The organism is Dactylosporangium sp. CA-152071 (assembly GCF_050936335.1).
Taxonomy (GTDB): domain Bacteria; phylum Actinomycetota; class Actinomycetes; order Mycobacteriales; family Micromonosporaceae; genus Dactylosporangium; species Dactylosporangium maewongense.
Genome location: NZ_JBNJMZ010000001.1, coordinates 2,965,528 through 2,989,117 on the forward strand (window position 1 = coordinate 2,965,528; position 23,590 = coordinate 2,989,117).

Here is a 23,590-nt window from a genome sequence, read left to right on the forward strand (position 1 = left end):
GCTACCTGGTCAGCGCAGCGACCAGACCTGGTTGGACTGGGTGCCTCCGCCGCCGTAGCAGTCCCAGATCTGCAGGCCGGTGCCGTTGGCGGTGCCGCGGCCGGACGCGTCGAGGCACTTGCCCGACGCGGGGTTGACGAACGTGCCGTTGCCGTTGACCACCCACTGCTGGGCGGAGTTGTTCAGGCACGTCCACAGCCACACCTGCGCGCCGTTGGCGGTGCTGGCGCCCCGGACGTCGAGGCACTTGCCCGACTGCGGGTTGACGAACGTGTTGCCGCTGCGGGTCCACTTCTGCGCGCCGCTGCCGTTGCAGTCCCACAGCTGGACCTTGGTGCCGTCGGCCGTGCCCTGCGCGTCGACGTCGACGCACCGGCCCGAGCCCTGACCGACGATCGTCTGCCCGCCGCCGGTGGTGCCGCCGGTGGTGCTGTAGTTGAAGTCGGTGACGGCGAGCCCGGCGCCGCCCTGCCACGGCTCGAACCCGGCCTGCACGCTGGTCAGGTACCAGCTGTTCTGCGCGTACCCGCGGGCCATCATGTCGTTGTAGAAGTCACGGACCGCGAAGTTGATCGAGCCGGTCCCGGCGGTGCGCACGTACGACACGACGTTCCAGCCGATGTTGCCGAACCACACGGTCCAGGTGCCGCCGGCGATGTTCACGGTGCCGACGGGCGAGCCGACGGGCTGCGGCGCGCCCGCGTGGTTGAGCCACACCATGAGCTCCGCGCCGGTGTTCTGGCCGTTGGTCCGCGGGGTGGGGTCGAACCAGACGTCGTACGCGGCGTCCCACTGCCCACCGGCGTACGTCATCGACACGCTGGTCGTCACGTTCTGGAACGCGCTGCTGGAGACCTGCATCGGCAGGCCGCTGCCGGTGGTGCAGTTGCCGTAGTGGCAGCCGGCGTAGATCGAGGGGTAGGAGGCGGGGGCGCCGTTCGTGGGCACGTTGTGCCCGGACTGGGTGATCGTGAAGCCGCGGTCGGTGGCGTTGATGCCCTGCGGCGTGCTGGCGCCCCAGACGTTGTTCTGCACGATGTACTTCCCGCCGGCGACGCTCGCCGAGCCGAAGGTCGCGCAGATCTGGGTGTCGGCGCTCGCCGCCTGCGGGCTGACCGCGACGGCGGCGGTCAGCAGCAGCGCGAGGGCGCCGAGCGATTGCAACAAGCGGGGCATGGTACTGCCTTTCGGAAGGTTGGCGGACATTCCGGAAGGCAGGGTGCGGCCGGGGCCACGCCGCCCGGGAGTTTGTCCCTGCGGCGCGGCCCGATTCCGTGAAACTTTCACGCCGCCCCGGGACGACCGGGGCACGCGACAGCGTCAGGCGTTGGACTTCGGCAGGCCCGGCGGGTTCACCTGGGAGGTCGGCACGGCCTCCGTGTCCAGGTTGTAGGCGGCGAGCCACTGCTTGTACTGGCCGTTGGCGATGAGGTAGTTGATCGCCTCGGCGAGCGCCCTGGCGAGCTGGTTGTCCTTCTTCGTGGTGGCCGCGATCAGCCCCTGGAGGGTCTCGCCGGCGCCGGAGTACACGCCCGCGTTCCGCACGGCGTCGGCGGTGCCTTTGGTCCGGCTGATCTGGTAGGCGATGCCCGGGTTCGGGCCGAAGTAGGCGTCGATCTGGCCGGAGACGAGCGCCTTGAAGGTGGTGGGTGTGTCGGCGAAGTACTTGATGTCGAGGGTCTTGCCTTCGGCCTTCAGCTTCTCCTGCCACGCGACCAGGATCTTCTCCTGGTTGGTGCCCGCGCCGACGGCGACCTTGAGGCCGGCCAGCTTCTTGTGGTCCTTGTCGAAGTTCCAGGCGTTGCCGTCCTTCACCGCGAAGCCCAGGTTGTCCTGCCGGTATGAGGCGAAGTCGTACTTCTCCTTGCGTTGCTCGGTGTCGGTGATGTTCGAGAAGCCGACCTCGGTCTTGCCGGAGTCGATGCCGACGAACAGGTTGTCCCACGTGGCGTTGTTGATCTCGGGTGTGAGGCCGAACACGGCGGCGACGAGGCGGCCGAGGTCCGGCTCGGCGCCGGTGAGGGTCTTGTCGTCGTCGCCGACGAAGGCGAGCGGCGGGAAGCCGGTCGGCAGCGCGCCGAGCCCGATGGTCAGCTTGCCGTCGGCCTTGATCGCGTCCGGGACCAGGTCGGCGATCGCCTGCTGCTTCTCGACCTTCAGCTCGGTCTGCTTGCCGATGCCGTTCGCCTGCGCGCCGATCGTCACCGTGCCGCTCGCGGCGGCCGCGGTGCCGGCCTCGGCCTCGTCGTCGCTGCCGCAGGCGGCCAGGCTCGCGGTGAGGGTGACGGCGATGGCCGCGGCCGCGAACGCCCGGCGGGATGGTCTGACGGTGCGCATGGTTCTCCTTCGATGCATTTTCAGAGGACTTTGGAAAGGAACTCGCGGGTGCGGGGCTGCTGCGGGGCGGTGAGCACCTGGGCCGGCGGCCCCTGCTCGACGATCACGCCGTCGTCGATGAACACCACGGTGTCGGCGACTTCGCGGGCGAATCCGATCTCGTGGGTGACGATGATCAGCGTGGTGCCGCTGTCGGCGAGCTGCCGGATGACCGAGAGCACCTCGCCGACCAGCTCGGGGTCGAGCGCGGAGGTCGGCTCGTCGAAGAGCAGCAGATTCGGTTCGAGGGCCAGTGACCGGGCGATCGCGACGCGCTGCTGCTGCCCGCCGGACAGCCTCCGGGGGTACGCGTCGCCGCGGTCGCCGAGGCCGACCTTCGCCAGCAGCTCCGTGGCCCGCTCGTACGCGGCGGGCCTGGCCAGCCGCTTGTGCGCGATGAGCGGCTCGGCGACGTTGTCCCGCGCGGTGAGGTTGGGGAACAGGTTGAAGCTCTGCGCCACGAAGCCGATCCGGGTGCGCTGCCGCCGCACGGCACGCGGGGACAGCTCGTGCAGCCGGGCGCCGCGGGCCTCGACCCCGATCAGCTCGCCGTGCACCGCGACATAGCCGTGGTCGGGCTGCTCGAGGTGGTTGATGGTGCGCAACAGCGTCGACTTGCCCGACCCGGATGGGCCGAGGATCGCCACGACCCCGCCGGGCCGGACGGTCAGGTCGACGCCGCGCAGCACCTCCCGGGTGCCGAACGACTTGTGCACATTGCGGATCTCCAGCGCAGCCGCCGTGTCCAGGGTCGCGGTCATCTACAGGCCTCTCAGGGTCAGGCGGACGTAGGACGAGACGATGAGGCGGCGCAGCCGCTGCAGCGGGGTCGGCGGCAGTACCCGGACGGTGCCGCGGCCGTAGAACCGCTCGACGTAGAACTGCACGACCGACAGGGCGGCGGTGATGACGAGGTACCAGACGGCACCGACGATGAGAATCGGCACGAGCGACTCGGGGTGCCGCGACTCCAGCACGAACACCGCGCCGAACAGGTCCAGCAGCGAGACGTAGTAGACCAGCGAGCTGGCCTTCACCAGGCCGACGAGCTGGTTGCCGTAGGCCGGCACGATCGAACGCAGCGCCTGGGGCAGCACGATCCGGCGCAGCTGCCGGGCCTTGGAGAGGCCGAGCGCGTTGGCGGCCTCGATCTGACCGGGCTCGACCGACAGGATGCCGCCGCGGATCACCTCGGCCGCATACGCCGCCTCGTTGAGGCTCAGCGCGATGACGCCGATCACGAGCGGTGTGAGGCTGGCGGTCCGCACCTCGGCGAACACCGGCCCGAAGGGCACACCGACGCCCAGCCGCGGGTAGAAGTACGAGAAGTTGAAGGTGATGATCAGCAGCAGCGGCAGGGGCAGCGCGCGGAAGAACCACACGTACGCCCACGACAGGCCGTTGACCAGTGGGTTCGTCGACAGCCGGCCGAGCGCGACGAGCACGCCGAGGACCAGTCCGACCAGCGCGCTGAGCGCCACGACCTTCAGGGTGACCACGACGCCGTCGACGATCGACTCGCGGGTGAAGTACGCCCAGAACTTGTGCCACTCGTAGCGGGGGTTGGTGAAGACGCCGACGACGACCTGGGTGAGCACCACCAGCACGACGGCGCTGACGAACCAGCGCCAGGGGCGCGGCCGTGGGGTGACCCTGCGCTGCGCCGCCTGCGGGTCGAACCGGACGGGCGGGGTGTTGATCGGTGGACCGGCGGGTGCGGCTTCGAGGGTTGCGGGCTCGCTCATGCGCGCGCTCCATCAGGGTGCGACGAATCCACCCACGACGAGGGGGCGTGGGCGGATCGGGTTGCGGATCGGGCTTGCCAGCAACCTAAAGAGACGCGAATAAGTTGTCAATCCCTATCGGAAAACTAGTATTTACACATGGCGCAGGACACGTCCGCGGCGCGCGGGAGCGCCGCTACGGCAGGGGCAGCCAGGCCAGGACGTCGCGGATCTTGTCGTCCCAGTGGGACCACTCGTGCGTCCCGGCGCTGAACTGCGACGTGAGCGGGACACCGCGGGAGGCGCAGGCGTCGCGGAAGCGCACGTTGCCGGGGTACAGGGCGTCCTCGGTGCCGCACCACTGGAACAGCGGCGGCGGGTCGCTGACCTTGTCCAGCAGGGCGAACAGGTCGTTGTCGCCGCCGTCGAACGGGGCGTCGCCGAAGACCCGCCGCCACATGAGCGGGTCCACCTCGGAGGTCATGGTCCGCATCCGGTCGCCGAGGTCCAGGACCCCGGAGAGGCTGGCCGCGGCGCCGAACCGGTCGGGGTGGCGCAGGGCGAGCTTGAACGCGCCGTAGCCGCCCATCGACAGGCCTGCCACGAACGTCTCCTCGGGCCGCGCCGACAGCCGGAAGAACTGCCGCGCGATCGCGGGCAGCTCCTCGGCGACGAACGTCCAGTACGGCCGGCCCCACACCTCGTCGGTGTAGAAGCTGCGCTGCACCTGCGGCATGACGACGGCGATGCCGAGCTCCGCCACATACCGCTCGATCGAGGTCCGCCGGGCCCAGATGGTGTCGTCGTCGCTGAGACCGTGCAACAGGTAGAGGGTCGGCACGTCGCCGTCGCGCCCGCTGCCACCCATGCCGACCTGCCCGGACGTGCGCTGCGGAAGCACGACCGTCATCGATGTACTGAAGCCGAGGACATCGGAGAAGAAATCACACCGCACAAGGGCCATGCCCCTTACCCTAAACAGCACTTATGGTGGTCAGGTGGACCGCCGCGCCAACGCCGCCCTCGCCGCGTTGTCGGTGGCGACATTCACGTTCGTCACCGTCGAGGTGATGCCGATAGGGCTGCTCACGGTGATCGCCGACGACCTGGGGCGCACCCGGGCCGAGGCCGGCCTGCTGCTGACCGGGTATGCGGCGGTCGTGCTGGTGCTGTCGGTGCCGATGGCGGTGCTGACCCGGCGGCTCCCGCGCCGGCTGCTGCTGGGTGCGGCGCTCGGGGTGTCGGCGGCGGCGACGGCGGTGTCCGGGCTCGCGCAGGGGTACGCGATGCTGCTCGGCGCGCGGCTCGTCGTCGGCCTGACGCAGGCGCTGTTCTGGTCGATCGTGGCGTCGACGGCGACCGCCATGTTCCCGCCGTCGCGGCGGGGGCGCACCGTCGCCCGGCTGTCGATCGGGGCATCCCTCGCGCCGGTGCTCGGGGTGCCGCTGGGCACGTGGCTCGGCCAGCAGCTCGGCTGGCGGGCCGCATTCGGGGTGATGGCCGTCATCGGCGCGGCGACCTGCGTGGCCGTCGTGGCGCTGCTGCCCGGCGCGCTGCCCTCGGGCGCCGCCTCGGCCCGCGGCGCGGCCCCCGACCTGCGGCGCTACCTGTTGCTGCTGCTCGTCACGTCGCTCGGGGTCGCGGGGGCGATGACCGCGCAGACCTACGTCACGCCGTTCCTGCTGGACGTGACGCACTTCGACGCGTCGTCGCTCGGCCCGCTGCTGCTGGTCTCCGGCGTCGGCGGCGTCGTCGGCACCCTCGCCGTCGGCCGCTTCCTCGACCGTTACCCGTGGCCGGCCCTGGCCGTGCCGATGTCGCTGCTGTGCGCGGCGTCGGTCGTGCTGTACGCCGGCGGCACCGTGCGGGCCCTCGTGGTCGTCGCGCTCGCCACGTCCGGCGGCGCGTACGCGGCGTTCGCGGCCGCGGTGCAGAACCGGGCGCTGCAGGTCGCCCCCGGCAGCACCGACATGGCGTCGGCCGGCGGCAGCTCCGCGTTCAACATCGGCATCTCCGCCGGGTCGTTCGTCGGCGGCCTGATCATCGAGGGTGCCGGCCCGCGGGCCGTCGCGCTCGCCGCGGCCGTCCTCATCGCCACCGCCCTCGCGGCGCTCCTGCTCGACCCGCTGCTGTCCGCGGCCGGGCCGCCGCCGTCCGGGCACCCCGTGCCGGAGCAGCGCGACCCTCAGCGGCACGCCGCCGCATGGGGCGAAAAGTCCGGCAATCCGAACGCGTGACCCGCTGTCGGATCTCCTACATTCACCCCGGGAACCCACCGGCGAATACATCTTTTTGAATCGTGAGCACCGCCGCCAGCAGCGCAAACAGCGGCACTGGAATCCACGTGTACCAATGCGGAAACGGCGAAAAGACAGCACCGCCGGATGGCTGTGCTCCCCTACGATCGGGCTGGTTCAGGCAGTTTCTTCGGGACCGGTGAGGGGGGCAGGGGCGTGGCGGACGAGCATGCCGCGACCGTCCGCACCACACCCGCCGAGAAGCGGGCGCTGGCGCGCCGGCTCCGCGACGCCGACACCCACCGCGCCTACGCCGCCTGCAACACCCTCACCGGTCCGCTCACCACCCCCGCCGGTCCCCATCTGCCGGTCGTGTACAGGAACACGGCCCGGCCGGCGCAGCGGTTCATGCTCAGCGTCCTCATCTCGCTCAACTTCCTGACCGCGATCGTGTTCATCGGCTGGCTCGCGCTGCCGCGGCACGTCCCGGGCGCGATGACCGGCGAGCTGTCGGGGACCGTGGTCGTGGCGCGGGTCGCGTTCTGCTTCGTGCTCCTCGTGGAGCTGGTGCGCCTGCTGCAGAACCTGGCCGTGTGGGTGTTCGCGTGGAAGGCCGCCGACCCGGTGCCGATGGTGCCGGAGCCCGGGCTGCGCATCGCGATGCTCACCACGATCGTGCCGGCGAAGGAGCCGATCGACGTCGTCGAGCGGTCCCTCAAGGCGATGCAGCGGGTGCGGTACCCGGGACACGTCGACATCTGGATCCTGGACGAGGGCAACGACCCGCGGGTGAAGGCGATGGCGAAGAAGCTCGGCGTCAAGCACTTCAGCCGCCGCGGGAAGCCGGAGTTCAACCAGCCCGACGGGCCGTTCCGCGCGAAGACCAAGGCCGGCAACCACAACGCGTGGCGCTTCACCCACGAGCACGTCTACGACGTGGTCGCGCAGATGGACCCCGACCACGTGCCGCTGCCGAGCTTCCTGGAGCGCACCGTCGGCTACTTCCGCGACCCCGACGTCGCGTTCGTCGTCGCCCCGCAGGTCTACGGCAACATGTACGGCGGCTGGGTCGTGCACGGCGCGTCGGTGCAGCAGTACCTCTTCAGCGGCCTGATCGAGCGCGGCGGCAACGGGCTCGGCGCGCCGCTGCTCATCGGCACCAACCATCTCTACCGGCCCCTGGCCTGGGCGCTGATCGACGGCTACCAGGACAGCATCATCGAGGACCATCTCACCTCGATGGTCGTGATGGGCGCGAAGAACCCGCTGACCGACCGGCGCTGGAAGGGCGTCTACACCCCCGACGTGATCGCGGTCGGCGAGGGCCCGACGACCTGGACCGACTACTTCAACCAGCAGAAGCGCTGGGCGTACGGCGTGTGGGAGATCCTGCTGCGCTCCAAGCGGTTCCTGAAACCGCTGAGCCTCACCCAGCGGCTCTGCTACGGCCTCGTGCAGTCGTACTACCCGAGCGTCGCGCTGTCCGCGGTGTCCGGCACCGTCGCGACCGCCGCGTACCTCGCGTTCGGCATCGGCGCGATGCGGGTCGAGTGGCAGCTGTGGCTGGTCCTGTGGTCGGCGAGCATGGGCAGCTGGGCGCTGCTGTGGCTGTGGCTGCGCCGGTTCAACCTGGCCGAGCACGAGCGTCGCGAGCTGGGCGTGCACGGGATGCTGCTCGCGTTGTTCGCGGTCCCGGTGTACGTCGTGGCCGGCGTCGCCGCGCTGCTGCGCCGCCCCCTGGCGTACGCGGTGACCGCGAAGGGGCGCCTCGCGTCCGCGGACGGGCTGAAGTCGTTCCGGCTGCACATGGCGTGGGCGGGGGTGTCGGCGGCGCTGCTCGGGGTGAGCGTTTGGCTCGGCCACCACTCCGACGCGCTGCGGTTCTGGTCGGGGCTCAGCATCGTCGCCGGGCTCTGCCCGCCGCTGATCGCGTGGGTCACCGGGCTGCGCAACCGGCGTCTCGTCGCGCAGGAGGTCGATCTCACCACGCAGACCGGTCCGCTGGTCATGACGGTGCGCGGCAAGGCCGCCGTGGTCCGCGAGTCGCTCACCACCACCTCGACGATCCGGCTGTCGGACCTGCCGCAGGTGCCGGGCCTCTCCGTCACCCGGGGGCCGGTGTGATCACGCTGCCCCGGGTCATGCTCGCCGTGCTGCTGCTCGTCGGCGGCTACACGTTCGTGGTCGCGCCCGCCGTCGCCGCCTCGTCCGGCCCGGCCGTGCGCTGGGAGACGAAGCGGAGCGAGCCGCGCCCGACCTTCACGCCCGCACCCGGTCGGCCGGTCGCCTTCCCGCCGGCCGGGAAGGCGTTCTTCGGCGTGTTCACCTCGCGCGGCCCGGCCGACCTCACCGAGTACGACGGGTTCGTCGCCGCCGCCGGCCGGCAGCCGCAGGTGATGATGTTCGCGCAGGGCTGGGCGGGGGCGAAGACGTTCGACCGGCAGCCGTTCGACCGGATCGTGAACCGGGGCATGCTGCCGATGCTCGCGTGGGAGCCGTGGAACTTCCGCTCCGCGCCCAAGCAGGACGCCTCCCGCGGCGACCAGCCCGACTACCGGCTGGCGAGGATCACCGGCGGCGCGTACGACTCCCTGATCAGGGCGTGGGCCGCCGGGATCAAGGGGCTCGGCTACCCGGTCGCGATCCGGTTCGCGCACGAGATGAACGGCTACTGGTACCCGTGGTGCGAGTCCGCCAACGGCAACCGCAAGGGCGACTACGTCGCGGCGTGGCGGCACGTGCACGACCTCTTCGAGGCCGCCGGCGCCGGCAACGTCATCTGGGTGTGGAGCCCCAACGTCGCCTACGACGGCTCGACGCCGCTGCAGCAGCTGTACCCCGGCGACGACTACGTCGACTGGGTCGGCCTGTCCGGCTACTACGGCACCGGCGGGCTCGAGCAGTACCAGACCTTCGACCAGATCTACCGCAAGACGCTCGCCTCGGTCACGGCGATCTCGAAGCGGCCGGTCGTCGTCACGGAGGTCGCCGCCACCGACGCCGCCGGGCGCAAGGCGGAGTGGATCACCGACCTGCTCCGGTCGCTGCCGAAGCACCCGGAGATCATCGGGTTCCTCTGGTACGAGGCGGTCAAGGAGACCGACTGGCGCATCGCGGCGACCCCGGCGGCGGCGAAGGCGTTCGCGGCCGGGATCGCGCAGCCGTACTTCACCGCGTCCTGGTCACCCGACATGACGCCGTCCGTCGTTCGTCGCTCAGGGGGCACCTCATGACGGGTCACGTCGTCGGCATCGACCTGGGCACCTCCAACACCGTCGCGGTGATCCGCTCCCCCGACGGCCGGCGCCGCCCCGTCCTCTTCGACGGCGCGCCGATCCTGCCGTCCGCGGTGTACCTCCAGGACAACGGGCAGCTCGCGGTCGGCCGCGACGCGCAGCGCCTCGCCCAGCTCGACCCGGCCCGCTACGAGCCCAACCCGAAGCGCCGCATCGACGAGACGACGGTCCTGCTCGGCGGCACGGAGGTCCCGACCCGGGAGATGCTCGCCGCGGTGCTGCGGGCCGTCGCCGCCGGCGTCGCCGAGATCACCCGCACCCCGCCGCCGGCCGTGCTCACGTACCCGGCGTCGTGGGCGCACACCCGCCGCTCGCTGCTGCAGGAGGCCGCGGCCCTCGCGGGCTGGCGGCAGGTCAGCCTGGTGCCGGAGCCGGTCGCCGCGGCCCGCTACTTCATCAGCGCCCTCAACCACCCGCTCCCCCTCGGCGCGGCCATGGTCGTCTACGACTTCGGCGGCGGCACCGTCGACATCGCCGTCGTCCGCCACTCCCCCGAAGGCTTCACCGTCATCGGCGCGGGCGGCCTGGAGGACGTCGGCGGCCTCGACCTCGACGCGACCCTGGTCGAGCACGTCGGCGGCCTGCTGCGCCGCTCCGACCCGATGGCGTGGCAGCGCCTGCACCAGCCGCACACCGCCCAGGACCGCCGCGACCGCCGCCTCTTCTGGGAGGACGTCCGCGGCGCGAAGGAGATGCTGTCGCGGACCGCGGCCGCGCCGGTCTCCGTGCCCGGCGTCGAGGCGGCGCTGCACCTCACCCGCGACGAGCTGGAGGCGCTCGTCGAGCCGATGCTGCGCCAGACCGTCGCGGAGACGGCCCGGGTCGTCGCGTCGTGCCGGCTCGCCCCGGACCAGCTCGCCGGCATCATGCTCACCGGCGGCTCGTCGCGGGTGCCGCTGGTCGCCCGGATGCTGCACCGCTCGCTCGGCGTGGTGCCGACCGTCCTCGAGCAGCCGGAGCTCCCGGTCGCCGAGGGCGCCGTCGTCCACCCGTCGGAGCTGTCCGCCGCCCCGGCCACCGGCACCGCCTCCGTCGCCCGCACGCTCCCCCAGCAGACCACCTACCAGACCCAGGGCTACCCGGCGCAGCAGCTGACCGGCGCCACCACCGGCGTCTACGGCACCCCGGTCTCGCCGGTGTCCCCACCCGACGCCCCCGTGTCGGGCGTGCCGGTCTCGGGCGTGCCGGTCTCAGGAATGCCGGTCTCGGGCGCCCCCATGTCCGGCGCTCCCGTCTCGGGCCCGCCGGTGTCCGCACCGCCGGTGCCTGTCCCCGCTCCCGGCCGGCGGCGCCTCGCGCTCGTCGCGGCCGCCGTGGTGCTGCTGCTCGTCGCCGGCGGCACCGCGTGGTGGCTGACCAGACCGGATCCGCTCGGCTCGTGGGAGACCCTGCCGGACGTGCCGACCACGACCGGCGGCGGTCCCGTCGGCATCGAGGGCGCCGCCGCGGCGGTCCTGGGCGGCAAGCTGTACGTCATCGGCGGCTTCACCGCGGTCGACCCGCGCACCCGGCTCGACTCGGTCTGGGTGCTCGACACCGCGACGAAGACGTGGACGGAGGGGCCGCGGCTGCAGCAGGCGGTGAGCCAGACGGCGGCCGTGGTGACGTCCTCGGGCGAGCTGTTCATCATCGGCGGCTGGGCGAAGGACGGCGCGATCCCGAACGTCTACCGCCTCGACCCGGCCGCCGGGAAATGGGTCGGGGCCGGCGCGCTGCCGGTGCCCCGGCAGGCGGGTGCCGCGGTCTTCGACGGCAAGGGCATCGTCTACGCCGGCGGCAAGGACAGCAACGGGCAGCCCACGGCCACGATCTTCGTGCAGCAACCCACCGGCGACGGCTGGGGCGTGGCGGACGCCTCGCTGCGCCAGCCGCGGGAGAAGCTGGCCGGGGCCAGCGACGGCGCCGGCACCTCCTGGTTCATCGGCGGCAACGGCACCGGGGGCACGACCAGCGACATCGACGTCCTCGTCGAGCGCAAGCTCGCCGACGACCATCCGAAGCTGCCCGAGCCGCGGCAGGGCGCCTCCGCCGTGCGCCTCGAAGGCCTCGGGCTGTGCGTGCTCGGCGGCAACAACGACGAGAAGGTCTTCCAGTGGTGGTGCCAGCAGGACGGGGTCGCGGAGCGGCTGCCGGAGCTCGCCGTCCCGCGCGCCGGCATGGCGGTCACCACCAGCGGCAACACCGTCTACGCCGTCGGCGGGTACAACACCGCGAAGAACTCCCACGGCACCACCGCCGCGGCGCGCTTCACCGCCCACGAGTCGTAAGGCTCCCGGAACACGGACCGACACGCCTAGAGCACGGCGCCGACCTGCTTCACGTGGCGCAGGGCCGGGGCGGTCTCGACGCGCTCGATGCCGGGCAGCGGGCCGATCCGGCGGGTGAGGTAGTCGTACAGGCCGGCCATGTCGGGGCAGATGACGGTGGCGACGAGGTTGGTGGCGCCGGTGGTGGCCGCGGCGAAGACGACCTCCGGGTGGGTGGCCAGGGCGCGGCCGGCGGCCTCCAGGTGGGCGGGCGCCACGGCCATCCAGAGCAGGATGCGGGCCCTGAAGCCGAAGAGGGCCGGGTTGACCTCCACGTCGAAGAACAGGGCGCCGGTGCGCAGGAGGTGCTCGAGGCGGCGCCGCACCGTGGACTCGGACCAGCCGGTGGCGGCGGCGAGCTCGGGCAGGCCGGTGCGGCCGTCGCGGGCGAGGGCGGCGACGAGCGGTCGGTCGGTGTCGAGCAGGACGGCCTCGCCCGCGGGCGGGTGCGGCTGGACCGCCGCGGTCTGCGCCTGGGTGAGGGCGGTGGGTCCGGCGGCGTCGACCGCCCCGCCGGCGAAGTCGTGGATCAGGCAGTGCGCGCGGACCGACACGATCCGCGGGGTGCTCGGCAGCTTCTGCAGCAGCAGCGCCTCCCGGTCGGCGGTGCCGGGGTTCTGCACGATGCAGGTCACCTCGGTGCCGCCGGACGCGATCGTCACCCACGTCGTGTCGGGCCGGCGGGCGAGGGCCTCCGCGATCGCCGACGCGCCGCCCGGGGTGCTCTGCACGCGGATCATCCACTTGTCGTAGCCGAGCCGGACCCCGTTGGGCAGGCCGACGACCCGCACCCCGGCCTCCGCACGCAGCCGCCGGAACCGGCGGGCGACCGTCTGGTCGGAGACGCCGAGCACCTCGGCGATGCGGCTGAAGCCGGCCCTGCCGTCGACCCGCAACGCGTCCACGATCTGCCGGTCCAGCGTGTCGATTTCCACCACCCAAGCGTACGTCGTGTCGAAATCCGCAGGATCTGACCCATTCGCTTCGCGACAGCGTCAGGGAAGCCGCAGAGTCGTCGGCATGCGAAAATGGTCCCCCTTGCTTGCCGTGTGCATCGGCACGTTCATGCTGCTGGTCGACGTCACGATCGTGACCGTGGCGCTGCCGGCCGTCGCCGGCGACCTGCACGCCTCGCTCGACGGGCTGCAGTGGGTCCTCGACGGCTACGCGCTCGCCCTCGCGGCCCTGCTGCTCGGCGCGGGCGCCCTCGCGGACCGGCACGGCCGGCGCCGGATGTACCTGGCGGGCACGGTCGTCTTCGCCGCCGCGTCGCTGCTGTGCGCGGTCGCGAACAGCGCCGGGCTGCTCATCGCCGCGCGGTTCCTGCAGGGCGCCGGCGGTGCCGCGATGTTCGCGACCACCGTGGCGCTGCTCAGCGTGACGTACAGCGGCAAGGACCGCGGCGTCGCCTTCGGCGTGTGGGGCGCGGTCAACGGCGCCGCCGCGGCGGCCGGGCCGATCGTCGGCGGCCTGCTCACCGAGCACCTCGGCTGGCGCTGGATCTTCCTGGTCAACCTGCCCGTCAGCCTCCTTGCCGTGTGGTTCACCGTCCGCGGCGTCACCGAGTCGAAGGGCCGCCCCGGCACCCGCTTCGACCTGCCCGGCACCATCGCGTTCACGGTCAGCGCCGCGGCGGTGACGTTCGCGCTCATCCGCGGCGGCGAGGCGGGGTGGACCGCGCCGTCGACGTTGGCCGCGTTCGGGATCTCGGCGGCGGCGCTGGTGGCCTTTGTACTGATCGAGCGCGCGACCGAGCAGCCGATGCTGGACCTGCGGCTGTTCCGCAGCGCGTCGTTCGGCACGCTGATGGTGGCGGCGGTCCTGGTGCAGGCGGCGGCGTTCGCGTACCTGCCGTTCGTGACGGTGTGGCTGCAGGAGTTCCTCCACAAGGGCCCGGTCGACGCGGGCCTGCTGGGCGCGCTGCCGATGAGCATCGCGTCGTTCGTGGTCGCCGCGCTGGGCGGCCGGCTGCTGCAGCGGATCGCGCCGCGCTGGACGGTCGGCATCGGCCTGCTGCTCATCGCGGCCGGCGACCTGTTGCAGGCGCGCCTCACCGCCTCGAGCCCGGCGACGGCGCTCATCCCGGGCCTCGTGGTGGCGGGCGTCGGCGTCGCGGCCGTGCTGCCGGTCCTGTCCTCGGCCGCCCTCTCCGCCGCCCCGCCCGAACGCAGCGGCATGGCCAGCGGCGCGGTGAACACGTTCCGCCAGCTCGGGTTCGCCCTCGGCGTGGCCGTCTTCGGCGCCGTGTTCAGCCACCGGCTCGCCGCCCACCAGGACCCCCGCGCCGGGGTGGCGGACGCGCTCAACCAGACCCTGCTCGTCGCGGGCGGCCTGGCCCTGCTCGCGGGCGTGCTGGTCCTGCTCCTGGTCCGCCACGCCGCCGCCGCGCCGTCGGCCGGCCGGCCGGTCGCGCCGGCCACGTCCGGGGTCACGGCCGCGGCCACATCCGGCGGTCACTGACCCGGCCACGTCCGGCGACTGACCCGCACGGGCCGCGCCGGTCCTGCTGTGGCGGTGGAACTCCTCGTACGACCAGTGGTGGGACATCAACTACACCTACTGAACCGTGCGGGGCGCGTCCGGCGGCGGGCGCGCCCCTACGAACGGACGACCGGGGTCAGTGCGCGCCGGCGGGGATCGGGCGGAGGTCGGGCTCGACCCAGCCGGTCCTGGCGGCCTCCGACGCCAGGGTGGCGGAGCGGTAGAAGCGGGTCAGGAGGCGCTTGTCGAGCAGGTCGGGGAACCTGGCCAGGAACGCGTCGAAGTCGTCCCCGCCGGGCTCGTCGTGGCAGGCGACCAGCTCGACCCAGGCGCGGCTGACGGTGGCGTGGTACTTCTGCGGCACGCCGGCGTACCTGGCGGTGCGGCGGATCCCGTCGCTGATCAGCTCGACGGCCGCCGCGGTGCCGTGGCGCCGGACCGCGAGCCAGGTGACGTGGACGTGCTCCCGGTGGCCGAACCGGCCGGCGGCCCCGACGACCTCGGCGAACAGCGCCTCGAACGGCCCGGCATCCGCCCGCGGCTCCTGCGCGGGGCTCATGTCAGGGCCCGCAGGACGGTGAGGGCGGCCTCGACGGTCCCGGCGGGCAGGTCCGCCAGGGCCTCGCGCTCCAGATCGGCGATGGCCCGGGTGATGACGGCCGCGGTGGCGGCGCCCTCCGCGGTGAGGGTGACGAGGACGGCCCGGCGGTCGCCGGGGTGCGCGGCGCGGGTGATGAGGCCGCGCCGCTCCAGGCGGTCCAGGACGCCGGTGAGCGTGGTGGGGCGGGTGCCGGTGGCGGCGCCGAGCTCCGAGACGGTGCGGCCGGCGCCCTCCTCCGGCCGGTCCCCGGAGGCGGTGAGGCCGAGGTTGCCCAGGGCGTTGAGCTCCGACGGGGTCAGGTCCAGGTCGGCCAGGCGGGCCGACAGCACCTGCAGGGTCGCGTGGGTGGCACGCTGCAGCTCAAGTATCACGGTTTCGGATTATACGGATCCGTAGTATCAGGGCAACGCGTCGACCCAGGCGTCGTCGAGGTGGTCGGCGTACGGGCCGCCCGGCGGGTCCACGGTCCACACGTGGATCATCTCCGGCAGGGTCGTGGCGAAGGTGAGGCCGGGGCACGAGCCGAACGGCGACACCACGCCGAAGCCCGGCGGGAGCAGCCCCACGCACACGTCGTGCGCGTGCCAGCGGGCGCCGCCGATCGAGGGCCCGGCCGCGCCGGCGACGGGCACCTGGAACACCACGCCCAGCAGGATCGCGCGGTCCGGGCGGACGGCGTAGACGAGCTGCTCCGGCGCGGCGGGGTCGAGGACCCGGCCGTCGTTCTGGTGGCCCTTGTGCTCGAAGTGCACCTGCGTCCCGGTGCGCGGGCCGGTCGCGTGGTATCCGTCGGCCTCGGCGGCGGCCAGGTCGCCGTAGCGGGCGGTCGACGCGCGAACCCGCGCGGCGAGGTCCCTTGCGGCGGCCCGCTCGACGGCGCTCGGCGGCGGGCCGGCCGGGCGCCGCACCGTGCCGGCCTGGATGCGGTCGGGGCCGTCGTGGTCGTGGGCGGCGAGGGACACGGCCCACATCGCGGTGCCGAACACCAGCACCAGCGCCACCGTGCCCACCCGCGCCAGGAAGCGCCGGCAGGAGACGGCGAGCAGCGCGAGCTCCAGGCACGCCACCGTCAGGGCGACCTGGTCGGGGGCGACCGCCCGTACACCAGACGCCGCGACGAACAGGAGCAGCTGCGCCGGCACGAGGAACCCGGCCTGGACCCGCCACGAGCGGCCGGCGAGGCAGCGCACGGCGAGCCACCCGAAGAGCCCGGCGGACAGCACCGAGCCGAGCGGCCACGGCAGTCCGATGTGGACGACGGCGAGGGTGGCGAGCAGGCCGGAGCACCAGCGGACCTCGGAGCCGGTCCGGCGCCAGGCGGGGAGCTGGACGAGCAGCAGCGGCGACGCGACCAGCAGCAGCAGTGCGACGCGGTGTGCGGGGGCGATGCCGAGCCAGAAGTCACGCACGGGCGGTCACCCGCCGCGCGCACAGCACGAGCACCGTCAGCGGCAGGGCGAGGGTGGTGAGCAGGCCGGTGAGGTTGACGGTGAAGTCCAGCTGCGGCAGCAGCCCGAGCAGCAGCTGCCCCTCCCAGCCGGCCACCGCCAGGACCTCCGCGACCAGCGTCGCGACGAGCGCCCAGCGGCGGCGCTCCAGCAGCGCGCCGAGGGTCATGAGCAGCGCGGCGTGCGCGACCGGCGCGACCGCGTACACCGGGTTGAACCCCATCAGCGTCAGCATGCCCAGGGTGCCGGTCAGCCCCAGCGCGCCCTGCAGCAGGAGCAGACCCCGCAGCACAGCCATGCCGGCCATGCTCGGCCCCGGCGATGAGCCGCGGATGAGCGGAAGCTAAGAAGACGATGAGAGCGGCAGGTCCGCGACGAACGACGCCCCGCCGGTGGCGTTGTTGGCGGCGACGATCGTGCCGCCGTGGGCATCCACGATGGACAGTGCGATGGCGAGGCCGAGGCCGGCGCCGGGGCCGGTGCGGGCCTCGTCGCCGCGGTGGAACCGTTCGAAGATCTGGCGTTCGGCGCCGGGCGGGATGCCGGTGCCGTCGTCGGTGACGTTGAGCTGCGCCCGGTCGCCGCGCTGGGTGACGGTGACCCACACGTTGCCGCCGGTGGCCGAGTACTTCACGGCGTTGTCGAGCAGGATCCACACCAGCTGGGTGAGCGCGTCGGGCGAGCCGTGCACCGGCGGCGCGGGGGTGATCGCGCGGTGGAAGTGCCGGTCGGGGTGCTGCGCCTCGGCCTGCCGGCACACGTCGGACACGAGCGTGCCGAGGTCGACCGGCTGCAGCTCGAGACCCGACGCGTCGGACCGGGCGAGGGTCAGCAGGTGCTCGACGAGGCGGCTCATCCGCGCGCTCTCCCCGGCGATGTCCCGCACCGCCGCGGCCACGTCCTCGGGCGCCGCGTCCGGGTGCCGCCGCAGGAACCCCGCGTTGTTGCGGATCGTGGTCAGCGGCGTGCGCAGCTCGTGCGACGCGTCGGCGACGAACCTGCGCTGCGCGGCGTAGCTGCCCTGCAGCCGCTCCATCATCGTGTTGAACGCGGCGGTGAGCCGGCCGACGTCGTCGCGGGCCGGGGCGGGCGGCAGCCGGCGGGTGAAGTCCTGCTCCCGCCCGATCTCCTCCACGTGGCCCGTGAGCTGCCGCAGGGGTTTGAGGGCGCGGCCGGAGACGAGCCAGGTGGCGCCGGCCGCCGCGGCGAGCGACAGCACCGCGTAGACGCAGACCAGCACGAACAGCCCGCGCCGGTCGTCGGTGACCTTCCGGGTCGTCTGCGCGGCGACGACGTGCCCGCCGGCGGCCTCGCGCACCGCGACCCGCACGGGCACCCCGATGTCCACGGTGGACCTCGGGGTCAGCGTCGCCGTCGCCGGTACGGGCGGCAGCCGGCCGTCCAGCGCGCCGGTGCTGACGAGCACCCGCCCCTGCGCGTCGAGCACCATGACGAAGACGTCCGGGCTGGTGCGCACGTCGACCGCCGCGGGCGCCGGGCCGTCGGCGGCGGCCGGCAGGCGGGTCAGGGAGCGCGCGACCTCGTCGGCCCGCTTGCCCAGGGCGGAGTCCTGGCCGGTCGCGGCGCCGGCGGCGAGCAGCAGGTACACGGCGGCGCAGAACAGCCCGAGCACGGCACCGGCGACGCCGAGCCCGAACAGGGTGATGCGCAGGCGGATCGACATCACGGCGCCTTGAGCACGTAGCCGACGCCGCGGACCGTGTGCAGCAGGCGCGGCTCGCCGAGCTTGGCCCGCAGGTAGCCGACGTAGACGTCGACGACGTTGCTGGCGCTGGCGAACCCCATGCCCCACACGGCGTCGAGCAGCTGCCCCCGGCTGAGCACCTGCCGCGGGTGGGTGAGGAAGTGTTCGAGGAGCCGGAACTCCAGGGCCGTCAGCTCCAGCGGCGTGCCGCCGCGCCGGCACTCGTGGGCGCCCGGGTCGAGCCACAGGTCGTGGAACTCGAGGCCGTCCTGCCTGGTCCGGCGCAGCAGCGCGCGGACCCGCGCGAGGAGCTCGTCGGGCTCGAACGGCTTGACGAGGTAGTCGTCGGCGCCGGCGTCGAGCCCTTCCACGCGGTCGGCGGTCGTGTCGCGGGCGGTGAGCATGAGCACGGGCAGGTCCCGGTCGGTGGCCCGCAGCCGCCGGCACACCCCGACACCGTCGAGCCCCGGCAGCATCCTGTCGAGGACCACGAGGTCGGGCCGTTCGTGCGCTACCGCGTCGAGCGCCGCCGGCCCGCTGCCGGCGACGGTGACGCGGTAGCCGCTGTAGACGAGCGCCCGCCGCAGCGAGTCCGCGAGCGGCGGGTCGTCGTCGACCACCAGGACGTGCACCACGGCAGCATCGTAGTTCCGCGGTGCACGGTGCACCTGGCTCAGCAGAAGTACGCGGCGGGAGGTCAGGCGGCTTCGCGGCGGGCGAGCGCGGTCGACGGGGCGGCGGGCTCGGCGGCGGGGACGGCGGTCATGCCCTTGCGCACGGCCTCCAGCAGGGCGGTGCCCTGGGCGGCGAGGGACGCCACGACGCTGTTGAGGCCCTCGGCGCCGTCCAGGACGGTGAGGTTGGCGCCCTGCAGGCCCTCCGCGGCGGCGCGGAGCAGGTCCGGCAGCTGCTCGATCATCATCTGGTCGAGGGCGATGCGGCCCTGCGCGGCGGCGGCCTCCGCGGACAGCTTCGTGGCGTCGGCGTCGGCGCGGGCCAGGGTGCGGATCCGCTCGGCCTCGGCCTCCGCCGGGCGGATGACCTCGGCGACGAGCTCGGCCTGGCGCAGCTCGGCGCGCTTCGCCGCGACGATCGCCTGCTCGACGAGGACGTGCTGCTGGGCCTGGGCGGCGGCGAGCGGGCCGGCCTGCGCGGCGGTCTGCTGGGCCTGGTCGATCTCGGCCTGGTAGCGGGCCTGGGCGATGGCGGTCTGCCGGGCGTACTCGGCCTGGTTGCGCTTGCTCTCCTGCTGCGCCATCGCGCTGGCCTGGTCGGCGACGGCCTGGGCGACGTTGGCCTCCTGGTTGACCCGCGCCTGGTGCGGGGCGGCCAGGGCCTTGATGTAGCCGACGCCCTTGTCGTGGATGCTGCTGATCTGCAGCGAGTCGATGTCCAGGCCGATGCGGGCCATCTCGGTCTTGCTGGCGTCGACGATCGCGTCGGCGAGGGTCTGCTGCTCGCGGATGATCGCCTCGACGGTCATGCTGCCGATGATGCTGCGCAGGTGCCCGCTGAAGATCCGGCCGACCAGGACGGGCATCTGCGACTGGTCGCCCTGGAAGCGGCGGGCCGCGGCCGCGATCGACTCGTGGTCGTCGCCGACCTTGAAGGCGATGACGGCCTGGACGTGCAGGGTGAGGCCCTGCTGGGTGTAACAGTCCTCCTCGACCTCGGCCTCCTGCATGGCCAGGGTCAGCCGGGACGCCTTGGAGAAGATCGGGACGACGAACGCGCCGTGCCCGGTGACGATCTTGAACGGCAGGGCATCGACTCCCCGCTGCCGCCGGCCGCTGATCAGCAGCGCTTCGTTGGGGGCGGGCACACGGTAACCGAGCATGGTGGCCTCTCTCAGCCAGGGGTGGTGTGGTCACCGGGCATCGGCGGCCACGGTTCGACGTCGACCTGACGCGCGCCGCGGAAGTGGATGACGAGCACGTGAGCGCCGGCCGGCAGCGACTCGGCGGCGTAGGCCAGATAGTGGTGCGGCACGCCCTGGACCACGACCCGGATCTCCCCGGGCCGGTCTCCCCCGCGGACCGCGGTGACCACCACGCCGACCTTGCCGACCAGCGACTGACCACGCACCGGCTGCTCCCGACCCCGTCGACCGCTCCGCGCCCATCGCGTGCCGTGACGTGTGCGATCCAGATTCTGCTCCTGTCGCACCAACCCGTGTGACCCGGCGAGGTGTGTCCTGCGAGACACCCCGGAACACCCGGAACACCCCCCGGGTGGCACCCCGCCCACGGCAGGTGCCACCCCTGTTCGGCCGGTCAGGCCTTGCGGAGCCAGAAGGTGAGGCCGAGCGAGTCGTCGGTGAAGGGCACGGCACCGGGCCAGGACGGCTCGCCCTCGGCGCACGCCGTGGCCAGGACGTCGTCGGTCACGAGGTCGCGGTGCTCGGCGAGGGCGAGGGCGGTGTCGTCGCGGGTGCTGGTCCAGGCCAGCTCGATGCGGTCGACGACCTCGAGGCCGCTGGACTTGCGGGCCTCCTGGACCTGCCGGACGACGTCGCGGGCCAGGCCGGCCCGCTCAAGCTCCGGGGTGAGCCGCAGGTCCAGGGCGAGGGTCGCGCCGGAGTCGGCGGCGACGGTCCAGCCCTCCCGCGGCGTCTCGGTGATGAAGACCTCGTCCGGCGTCAGCTCGACGGGCGCGCCGTCGACGACCACGGTGGCTGTACCGGCGGACCGCAGCGCATCCCGCAGCACCAGGGCGTCCGCGGCGGCGATCGCCTTCGCGACGTCCTGGACGCCCTTGCCGAAGCGCTTGCCGAGGGCCCGGAAGTTGGCCTTGGCGGTGGCGTCGACGAGCGACGAGCCGGCCGCGTCGACCGGCACGATCGAGCCGACGTTGAGCTCCGCCGCGATCTCCGCGAGAAGCTCGGCGGGCAGCTGGTCGAAGCCGGCCGCGGAGGCGAGGGCCCGCGACAGCGGCTGGCGGACGCGGATGCCGGAGTCGGCGCGGGCGGCGCGGCCCAGCTCGACGAGCCGGCGGGCGAGCGCCATCTGCCCCGACAGCGCGGGGTCGATCAGGTCCGCGGCGACCGGCGGGAACGCGGCGAGGTGCACCGACGGCGGCGCCTCGGGGGACGCGGGCACGACGACGTCCTGCCAGACCCGCTCGGTGATGAACGGGACGATCGGGGCGAGCAGCAGCGTCACCGTCGTCACGACCTCGTGCAGGGTGGCGAGCGCCGCGGGGTCGCCGCGCCAGAACCGGCGGCGGTTGCGGCGCACGTACCAGTTGGAGAGGTCGTCGACGAACGCGGCGAGGAGCTTGCCGGTCTCGTGGGTGTCGAACGCGTCCATCGCGGCGTCGACCCGGCCGACCAGGGTGTGCAGCTCGGACAGCACCCAGCGGTCCATGACCGGCCGGTCGGCGGGCGCCGGGTCCGACGGCGACGGGGTCCAGCCGGCGGTGCGCCCGTACAGCGCCTGGAACGCGACCGTGTTCCAGTACGTCAGCAGGGTCTTGCGCACGACCTCCTGCAGCGTCGTGTGCCCCACCCGCCGCGCGGACCACGGCGAGCCGACCGCGGCCATGAACCAGCGCACCGCGTCGGCGCCGTGCAGGTCCAGCAGCGGGATCGGCTCCAGGATGTTGCCGAGGTGCTTGGACATCTTCCGGCCGTCCTCGGCGAGGATGTGGCCGAGACAGACGACGTTCTCGTAGGAGGAGCGGCCGAAGACGAGCGTGCTGACGGCCATCAGCGTGTAGAACCAGCCGCGGGTCTGGTCGATCGCCTCGGAGATGAACTGCGCCGGGAAGCGCCGCTCGAAGACGTCGGCGTTGCGGTACGGGTAGCCGAACTGCGCGAACGGCATCGCCCCCGAGTCGTACCAGGCGTCGATGACGTCCGGGACGCGGGTCGCGGTCGCGCCGCAGTGGCAGGCGAACGTGACCTCGTCGATGAACGGCCGGTGCGGGTCGAGGTCCGCCAGCTCACGACCCGCCAGCTCACTCAATGAAGCCAGGGAGCCGACGCAGGTCAGGTGGTCCTCGGGGCAGCGCCAGATGGGCAGCGGCGTCCCCCAGTACCGCTGCCGGGACAGCGCCCAGTCGACGTTGTTGACGAGCCAGTCGCCGTAGCGGCCATGCTTGACGCTCGCCGGCTGCCAGTTGGTGCGCTCGTTCTCCCGCAGCAGGTCGTCGCGGACGGCGGTGGTCCGCACGTACCAGGAGGGCTGCGCGTAGTAGATGAGTGCCGTGTGGCAGCGCCAGCAGTGCGGGTAGCTGTGCTCGTACGGCACGTGCCGGAACAGCAGCCCCCGCTCGCGGAGGTCGTCGACGAGCGGGCCGTTCGCGGTGCGGAAGAACATGCCGCCGACCAGGTCCAGCTGCGGCTCGAACGTGCCGTCGCGGCGCACCGGGTTGACCATGGGCAGCCCGTACGCGCGGCAGGAGGCGAGGTCGTCGGCGCCGAACGCCGGCGACTGGTGCACGAGGCCCGTGCCGCTGTCGGTGGTCACGTACGACGCGAGGATCACGATGTGCGCGTCGGGCACCTCGACCAGGTCGAACGGCGGCCGGTAGGCCCACCGTTCGAGGTCCTTGCCGCTGAACGACTCGCCGGTGAGCGTCCACTCCTCCCCGAGGACGGCCCCGACGAGAGGCTCGGCGAGCAGGAGCTGCTCGGCGCCGTCGGTCGCGACCACGTACGTGACGTCCGGGTTGACCGCGACCGCGGTGTTGGACACGAGGGTCCACGGCGTCGTCGTCCACACCAGCAGCGACACGCGGCCCGCGAGGGGGCCGGAGGTGAGCGGGAACCGCACGAACACCGACGGGTCGACGTCGGTCTCGTACCCCTGGGCCAGCTCGTGGTCCGACAGCGCGGTCTGGTCGCGCGGGCACCACGGCGCGACCCGGAAGTCCTCGACGAGCAGCCCCTTGTCGAAGATCTGCTTGAGCGACCACCAGACCGACTCGATGTACGGCGGGTCCATGGTGCGGTACGCGTCGTCCATGTCGACCCAGTAGCCCATGCGGTGGGTCAGCTCGGCGAACGCGTCGGTGTGCCGGGTCACCGACTCGCGGCACTTCGCGTTGAACGCGGCGATGCCGTAGTCCTCGATGTCCTGCTTGCCGCTGAAGCCGAGCTCCTTCTCCACCGCCAGCTCGACCGGCAGGCCGTGACAGTCCCAGCCGGCCTTGCGCTCGACGTGGTAGCCCTTCATCGTCCGGTACCGCGGGAACACGTCCTTGAAGACCCGCGCCTCGATGTGGTGGGCGCCGGGCATCCCGTTGGCGGTCGGCGGCCCCTCGTAGAACACCCATTCGGGACGGCCGCGGGACTGCTCCAGGCTGCGGGCGAAAATGCCTTCACGCTGCCAGAACCGCAGCACGTCATGGTCGAGGGCGGGCAGGTCCACCTGCGCGGGCACGGGCCGGTACATGTCAGGGCATCCTACCGGCC

At 72.9% G+C, this 23,590-nt stretch carries 20 protein-coding genes; 5 read left to right on the forward strand and 15 right to left on the reverse strand.

The window, feature by feature from the left end:
* Positions 1-9: 9 nt before the first annotated feature.
* The 5 genes from ACQEVZ_RS13130 to ACQEVZ_RS13150 form a co-directional block, all read right to left on the reverse strand.
* The gene (locus ACQEVZ_RS13130) at positions 10-1,176 is read right to left on the reverse strand and encodes a GH12 family glycosyl hydrolase domain-containing protein (protein WP_433365868.1); all 1,167 of its coding nucleotides are present in this window, start codon (positions 1,174-1,176) and stop codon (positions 10-12) included.
* Positions 1,177-1,320: 144 nt separating this feature from the next.
* Positions 1,321-2,337, reverse strand: a complete 1,017-nt coding sequence (locus ACQEVZ_RS13135) for an ABC transporter substrate-binding protein (RefSeq protein ID WP_433365871.1) — start codon at positions 2,335-2,337, stop codon at positions 1,321-1,323.
* A 20-nt stretch (positions 2,338-2,357) separates the two neighbouring features.
* On the reverse strand, positions 2,358-3,137 hold the full coding sequence (locus tag ACQEVZ_RS13140) for an amino acid ABC transporter ATP-binding protein (RefSeq protein WP_344502354.1): 780 nt from the start codon (positions 3,135-3,137) through the stop codon (positions 2,358-2,360).
* Positions 3,138-4,121, reverse strand: coding sequence for an amino acid ABC transporter permease (locus ACQEVZ_RS13145; protein WP_433365876.1), 984 nt, complete (start codon positions 4,119-4,121; stop codon positions 3,138-3,140).
* A 175-nt stretch (positions 4,122-4,296) separates the two neighbouring features.
* The gene (locus ACQEVZ_RS13150) at positions 4,297-5,064 is read right to left on the reverse strand and encodes an alpha/beta hydrolase (RefSeq protein ID WP_344502356.1); all 768 of its coding nucleotides are present in this window, start codon (positions 5,062-5,064) and stop codon (positions 4,297-4,299) included.
* Between the two features lie 34 nt (positions 5,065-5,098).
* Here ACQEVZ_RS13150 and ACQEVZ_RS13155 point away from each other — a divergent pair, with 34 nt between their 5' ends.
* The 4 genes from ACQEVZ_RS13155 (at position 5,099) to ACQEVZ_RS13170 (ending at position 11,900) form a co-directional block, all read left to right on the forward strand.
* Positions 5,099-6,337: an MFS transporter gene (locus ACQEVZ_RS13155; RefSeq protein WP_433365880.1), complete on the forward strand. Its 1,239-nt coding sequence runs from the start codon at positions 5,099-5,101 to the stop codon at positions 6,335-6,337.
* 216 nt (positions 6,338-6,553) lie between these two features.
* Complete coding sequence (locus ACQEVZ_RS13160) at positions 6,554-8,461, forward strand: glycosyltransferase family 2 protein (RefSeq protein WP_433365883.1); 1,908 nt, start codon at positions 6,554-6,556, stop codon at positions 8,459-8,461.
* Complete coding sequence (locus ACQEVZ_RS13165; protein ID WP_433365886.1) at positions 8,458-9,570, forward strand: glycoside hydrolase family 26 protein; 1,113 nt, start codon at positions 8,458-8,460, stop codon at positions 9,568-9,570. Before ACQEVZ_RS13160 ends, ACQEVZ_RS13165 begins: the two co-directional genes overlap by 4 nt.
* Positions 9,567-11,900: an Hsp70 family protein gene (locus ACQEVZ_RS13170; protein WP_433365889.1), complete on the forward strand. Its 2,334-nt coding sequence runs from the start codon at positions 9,567-9,569 to the stop codon at positions 11,898-11,900. Before ACQEVZ_RS13165 ends, ACQEVZ_RS13170 begins: the two co-directional genes overlap by 4 nt.
* A 26-nt stretch (positions 11,901-11,926) precedes the next feature.
* On the opposite strand, the gene ACQEVZ_RS13175 is transcribed toward ACQEVZ_RS13170, so the two are convergent.
* A complete protein-coding gene (locus ACQEVZ_RS13175) occupies positions 11,927-12,874 on the reverse strand; it encodes an Lrp/AsnC family transcriptional regulator (RefSeq protein WP_433365892.1) in 948 nt (315 codons plus the stop codon).
* 85 nt (positions 12,875-12,959) lie between these two features.
* On the opposite strand from ACQEVZ_RS13175, the gene ACQEVZ_RS13180 reads away from it, so the two are divergent.
* Complete coding sequence (locus ACQEVZ_RS13180; protein ID WP_433365895.1) at positions 12,960-14,399, forward strand: MFS transporter; 1,440 nt, start codon at positions 12,960-12,962, stop codon at positions 14,397-14,399.
* A 157-nt stretch (positions 14,400-14,556) separates the two neighbouring features.
* Here the strand turns inward: ACQEVZ_RS13180 and ACQEVZ_RS13185 are convergent, their stop codons facing one another.
* The 9 genes from ACQEVZ_RS13185 to ileS all read right to left on the reverse strand — a co-directional run bounded on the left by ACQEVZ_RS13185 (position 14,557) and on the right by ileS (position 23,570).
* Positions 14,557-14,979 (reverse strand): hypothetical protein, encoded by a 423-nt coding sequence (locus ACQEVZ_RS13185; RefSeq protein WP_433365898.1) that lies wholly within the window; start codon positions 14,977-14,979, stop codon positions 14,557-14,559.
* Complete coding sequence (locus tag ACQEVZ_RS13190; RefSeq protein ID WP_433365901.1) at positions 14,976-15,392, reverse strand: MarR family winged helix-turn-helix transcriptional regulator; 417 nt, start codon at positions 15,390-15,392, stop codon at positions 14,976-14,978. The genes ACQEVZ_RS13185 and ACQEVZ_RS13190 overlap by 4 nt, the downstream gene beginning before the upstream one ends.
* Positions 15,393-15,419: 27 nt before the next feature.
* Entirely contained in the window at positions 15,420-16,430 is a 1,011-nt protein-coding gene (locus ACQEVZ_RS13195) for a hypothetical protein (RefSeq protein ID WP_433365904.1), read from the reverse strand.
* A complete protein-coding gene (locus ACQEVZ_RS13200) occupies positions 16,423-16,767 on the reverse strand; it encodes a hypothetical protein (protein WP_360561379.1) in 345 nt (114 codons plus the stop codon). Before ACQEVZ_RS13200 ends, ACQEVZ_RS13195 begins: the two co-directional genes overlap by 8 nt.
* A 45-nt stretch (positions 16,768-16,812) precedes the next feature.
* Positions 16,813-18,153: a sensor histidine kinase gene (locus tag ACQEVZ_RS13205; protein ID WP_433365907.1), complete on the reverse strand. Its 1,341-nt coding sequence runs from the start codon at positions 18,151-18,153 to the stop codon at positions 16,813-16,815.
* The gene (locus ACQEVZ_RS13210) at positions 18,153-18,809 is read right to left on the reverse strand and encodes a response regulator transcription factor (RefSeq protein WP_425552195.1); all 657 of its coding nucleotides are present in this window, start codon (positions 18,807-18,809) and stop codon (positions 18,153-18,155) included. The genes ACQEVZ_RS13205 and ACQEVZ_RS13210 overlap by 1 nt, the downstream gene beginning before the upstream one ends.
* Positions 18,810-18,871: 62 nt before the next feature.
* On the reverse strand, positions 18,872-20,011 hold the full coding sequence (locus tag ACQEVZ_RS13215; protein WP_344502369.1) for a flotillin family protein: 1,140 nt from the start codon (positions 20,009-20,011) through the stop codon (positions 18,872-18,874).
* A gap of 11 nt (positions 20,012-20,022) precedes the next feature.
* Positions 20,023-20,259: a hypothetical protein gene (locus ACQEVZ_RS13220; protein ID WP_344502370.1), complete on the reverse strand. Its 237-nt coding sequence runs from the start codon at positions 20,257-20,259 to the stop codon at positions 20,023-20,025.
* A 188-nt stretch (positions 20,260-20,447) separates the two neighbouring features.
* The gene (gene ileS / locus ACQEVZ_RS13225; protein ID WP_433365912.1) at positions 20,448-23,570 is read right to left on the reverse strand and encodes an isoleucine--tRNA ligase; all 3,123 of its coding nucleotides are present in this window, start codon (positions 23,568-23,570) and stop codon (positions 20,448-20,450) included.
* Positions 23,571-23,590 lie beyond the last annotated feature (20 nt).

What these genes read in the sequence shown, in the direction of transcription:
- ACQEVZ_RS13130 (WP_433365868.1), bottom strand. Translation starts at nt 1,176, where the DNA reads ATGCCCCGCTTGTTGCAATCGCTCGGCGCCCTCGCGCTGCTGCTGACC.
- ACQEVZ_RS13205 (WP_433365907.1), bottom strand. Translation starts at nt 18,153, where the DNA reads ATGTCGATCCGCCTGCGCATCACCCTGTTCGGGCTCGGCGTCGCCGGT.
- ACQEVZ_RS13185 (WP_433365898.1), bottom strand. Translation starts at nt 14,979, where the DNA reads ATGAGCCCCGCGCAGGAGCCGCGGGCGGATGCCGGGCCGTTCGAGGCG.
- ACQEVZ_RS13200 (WP_360561379.1), bottom strand. Translation starts at nt 16,767, where the DNA reads ATGGCTGTGCTGCGGGGTCTGCTCCTGCTGCAGGGCGCGCTGGGGCTG.
- ACQEVZ_RS13215 (WP_344502369.1), bottom strand. Translation starts at nt 20,011, where the DNA reads ATGCTCGGTTACCGTGTGCCCGCCCCCAACGAAGCGCTGCTGATCAGC.
- ACQEVZ_RS13140 (WP_344502354.1), bottom strand. Translation starts at nt 3,137, where the DNA reads ATGACCGCGACCCTGGACACGGCGGCTGCGCTGGAGATCCGCAATGTG.
- ACQEVZ_RS13180 (WP_433365895.1), top strand. Translation starts at nt 12,960, where the DNA reads ATGCGAAAATGGTCCCCCTTGCTTGCCGTGTGCATCGGCACGTTCATG.
- ACQEVZ_RS13135 (WP_433365871.1), bottom strand. Translation starts at nt 2,337, where the DNA reads ATGCGCACCGTCAGACCATCCCGCCGGGCGTTCGCGGCCGCGGCCATC.
- ACQEVZ_RS13145 (WP_433365876.1), bottom strand. Translation starts at nt 4,121, where the DNA reads ATGAGCGAGCCCGCAACCCTCGAAGCCGCACCCGCCGGTCCACCGATC.
- ACQEVZ_RS13170 (WP_433365889.1), top strand. Translation starts at nt 9,567, where the DNA reads ATGACGGGTCACGTCGTCGGCATCGACCTGGGCACCTCCAACACCGTC.
- ileS (WP_433365912.1), bottom strand. Translation starts at nt 23,570, where the DNA reads ATGTACCGGCCCGTGCCCGCGCAGGTGGACCTGCCCGCCCTCGACCAT.
- ACQEVZ_RS13150 (WP_344502356.1), bottom strand. Translation starts at nt 5,064, where the DNA reads ATGGCCCTTGTGCGGTGTGATTTCTTCTCCGATGTCCTCGGCTTCAGT.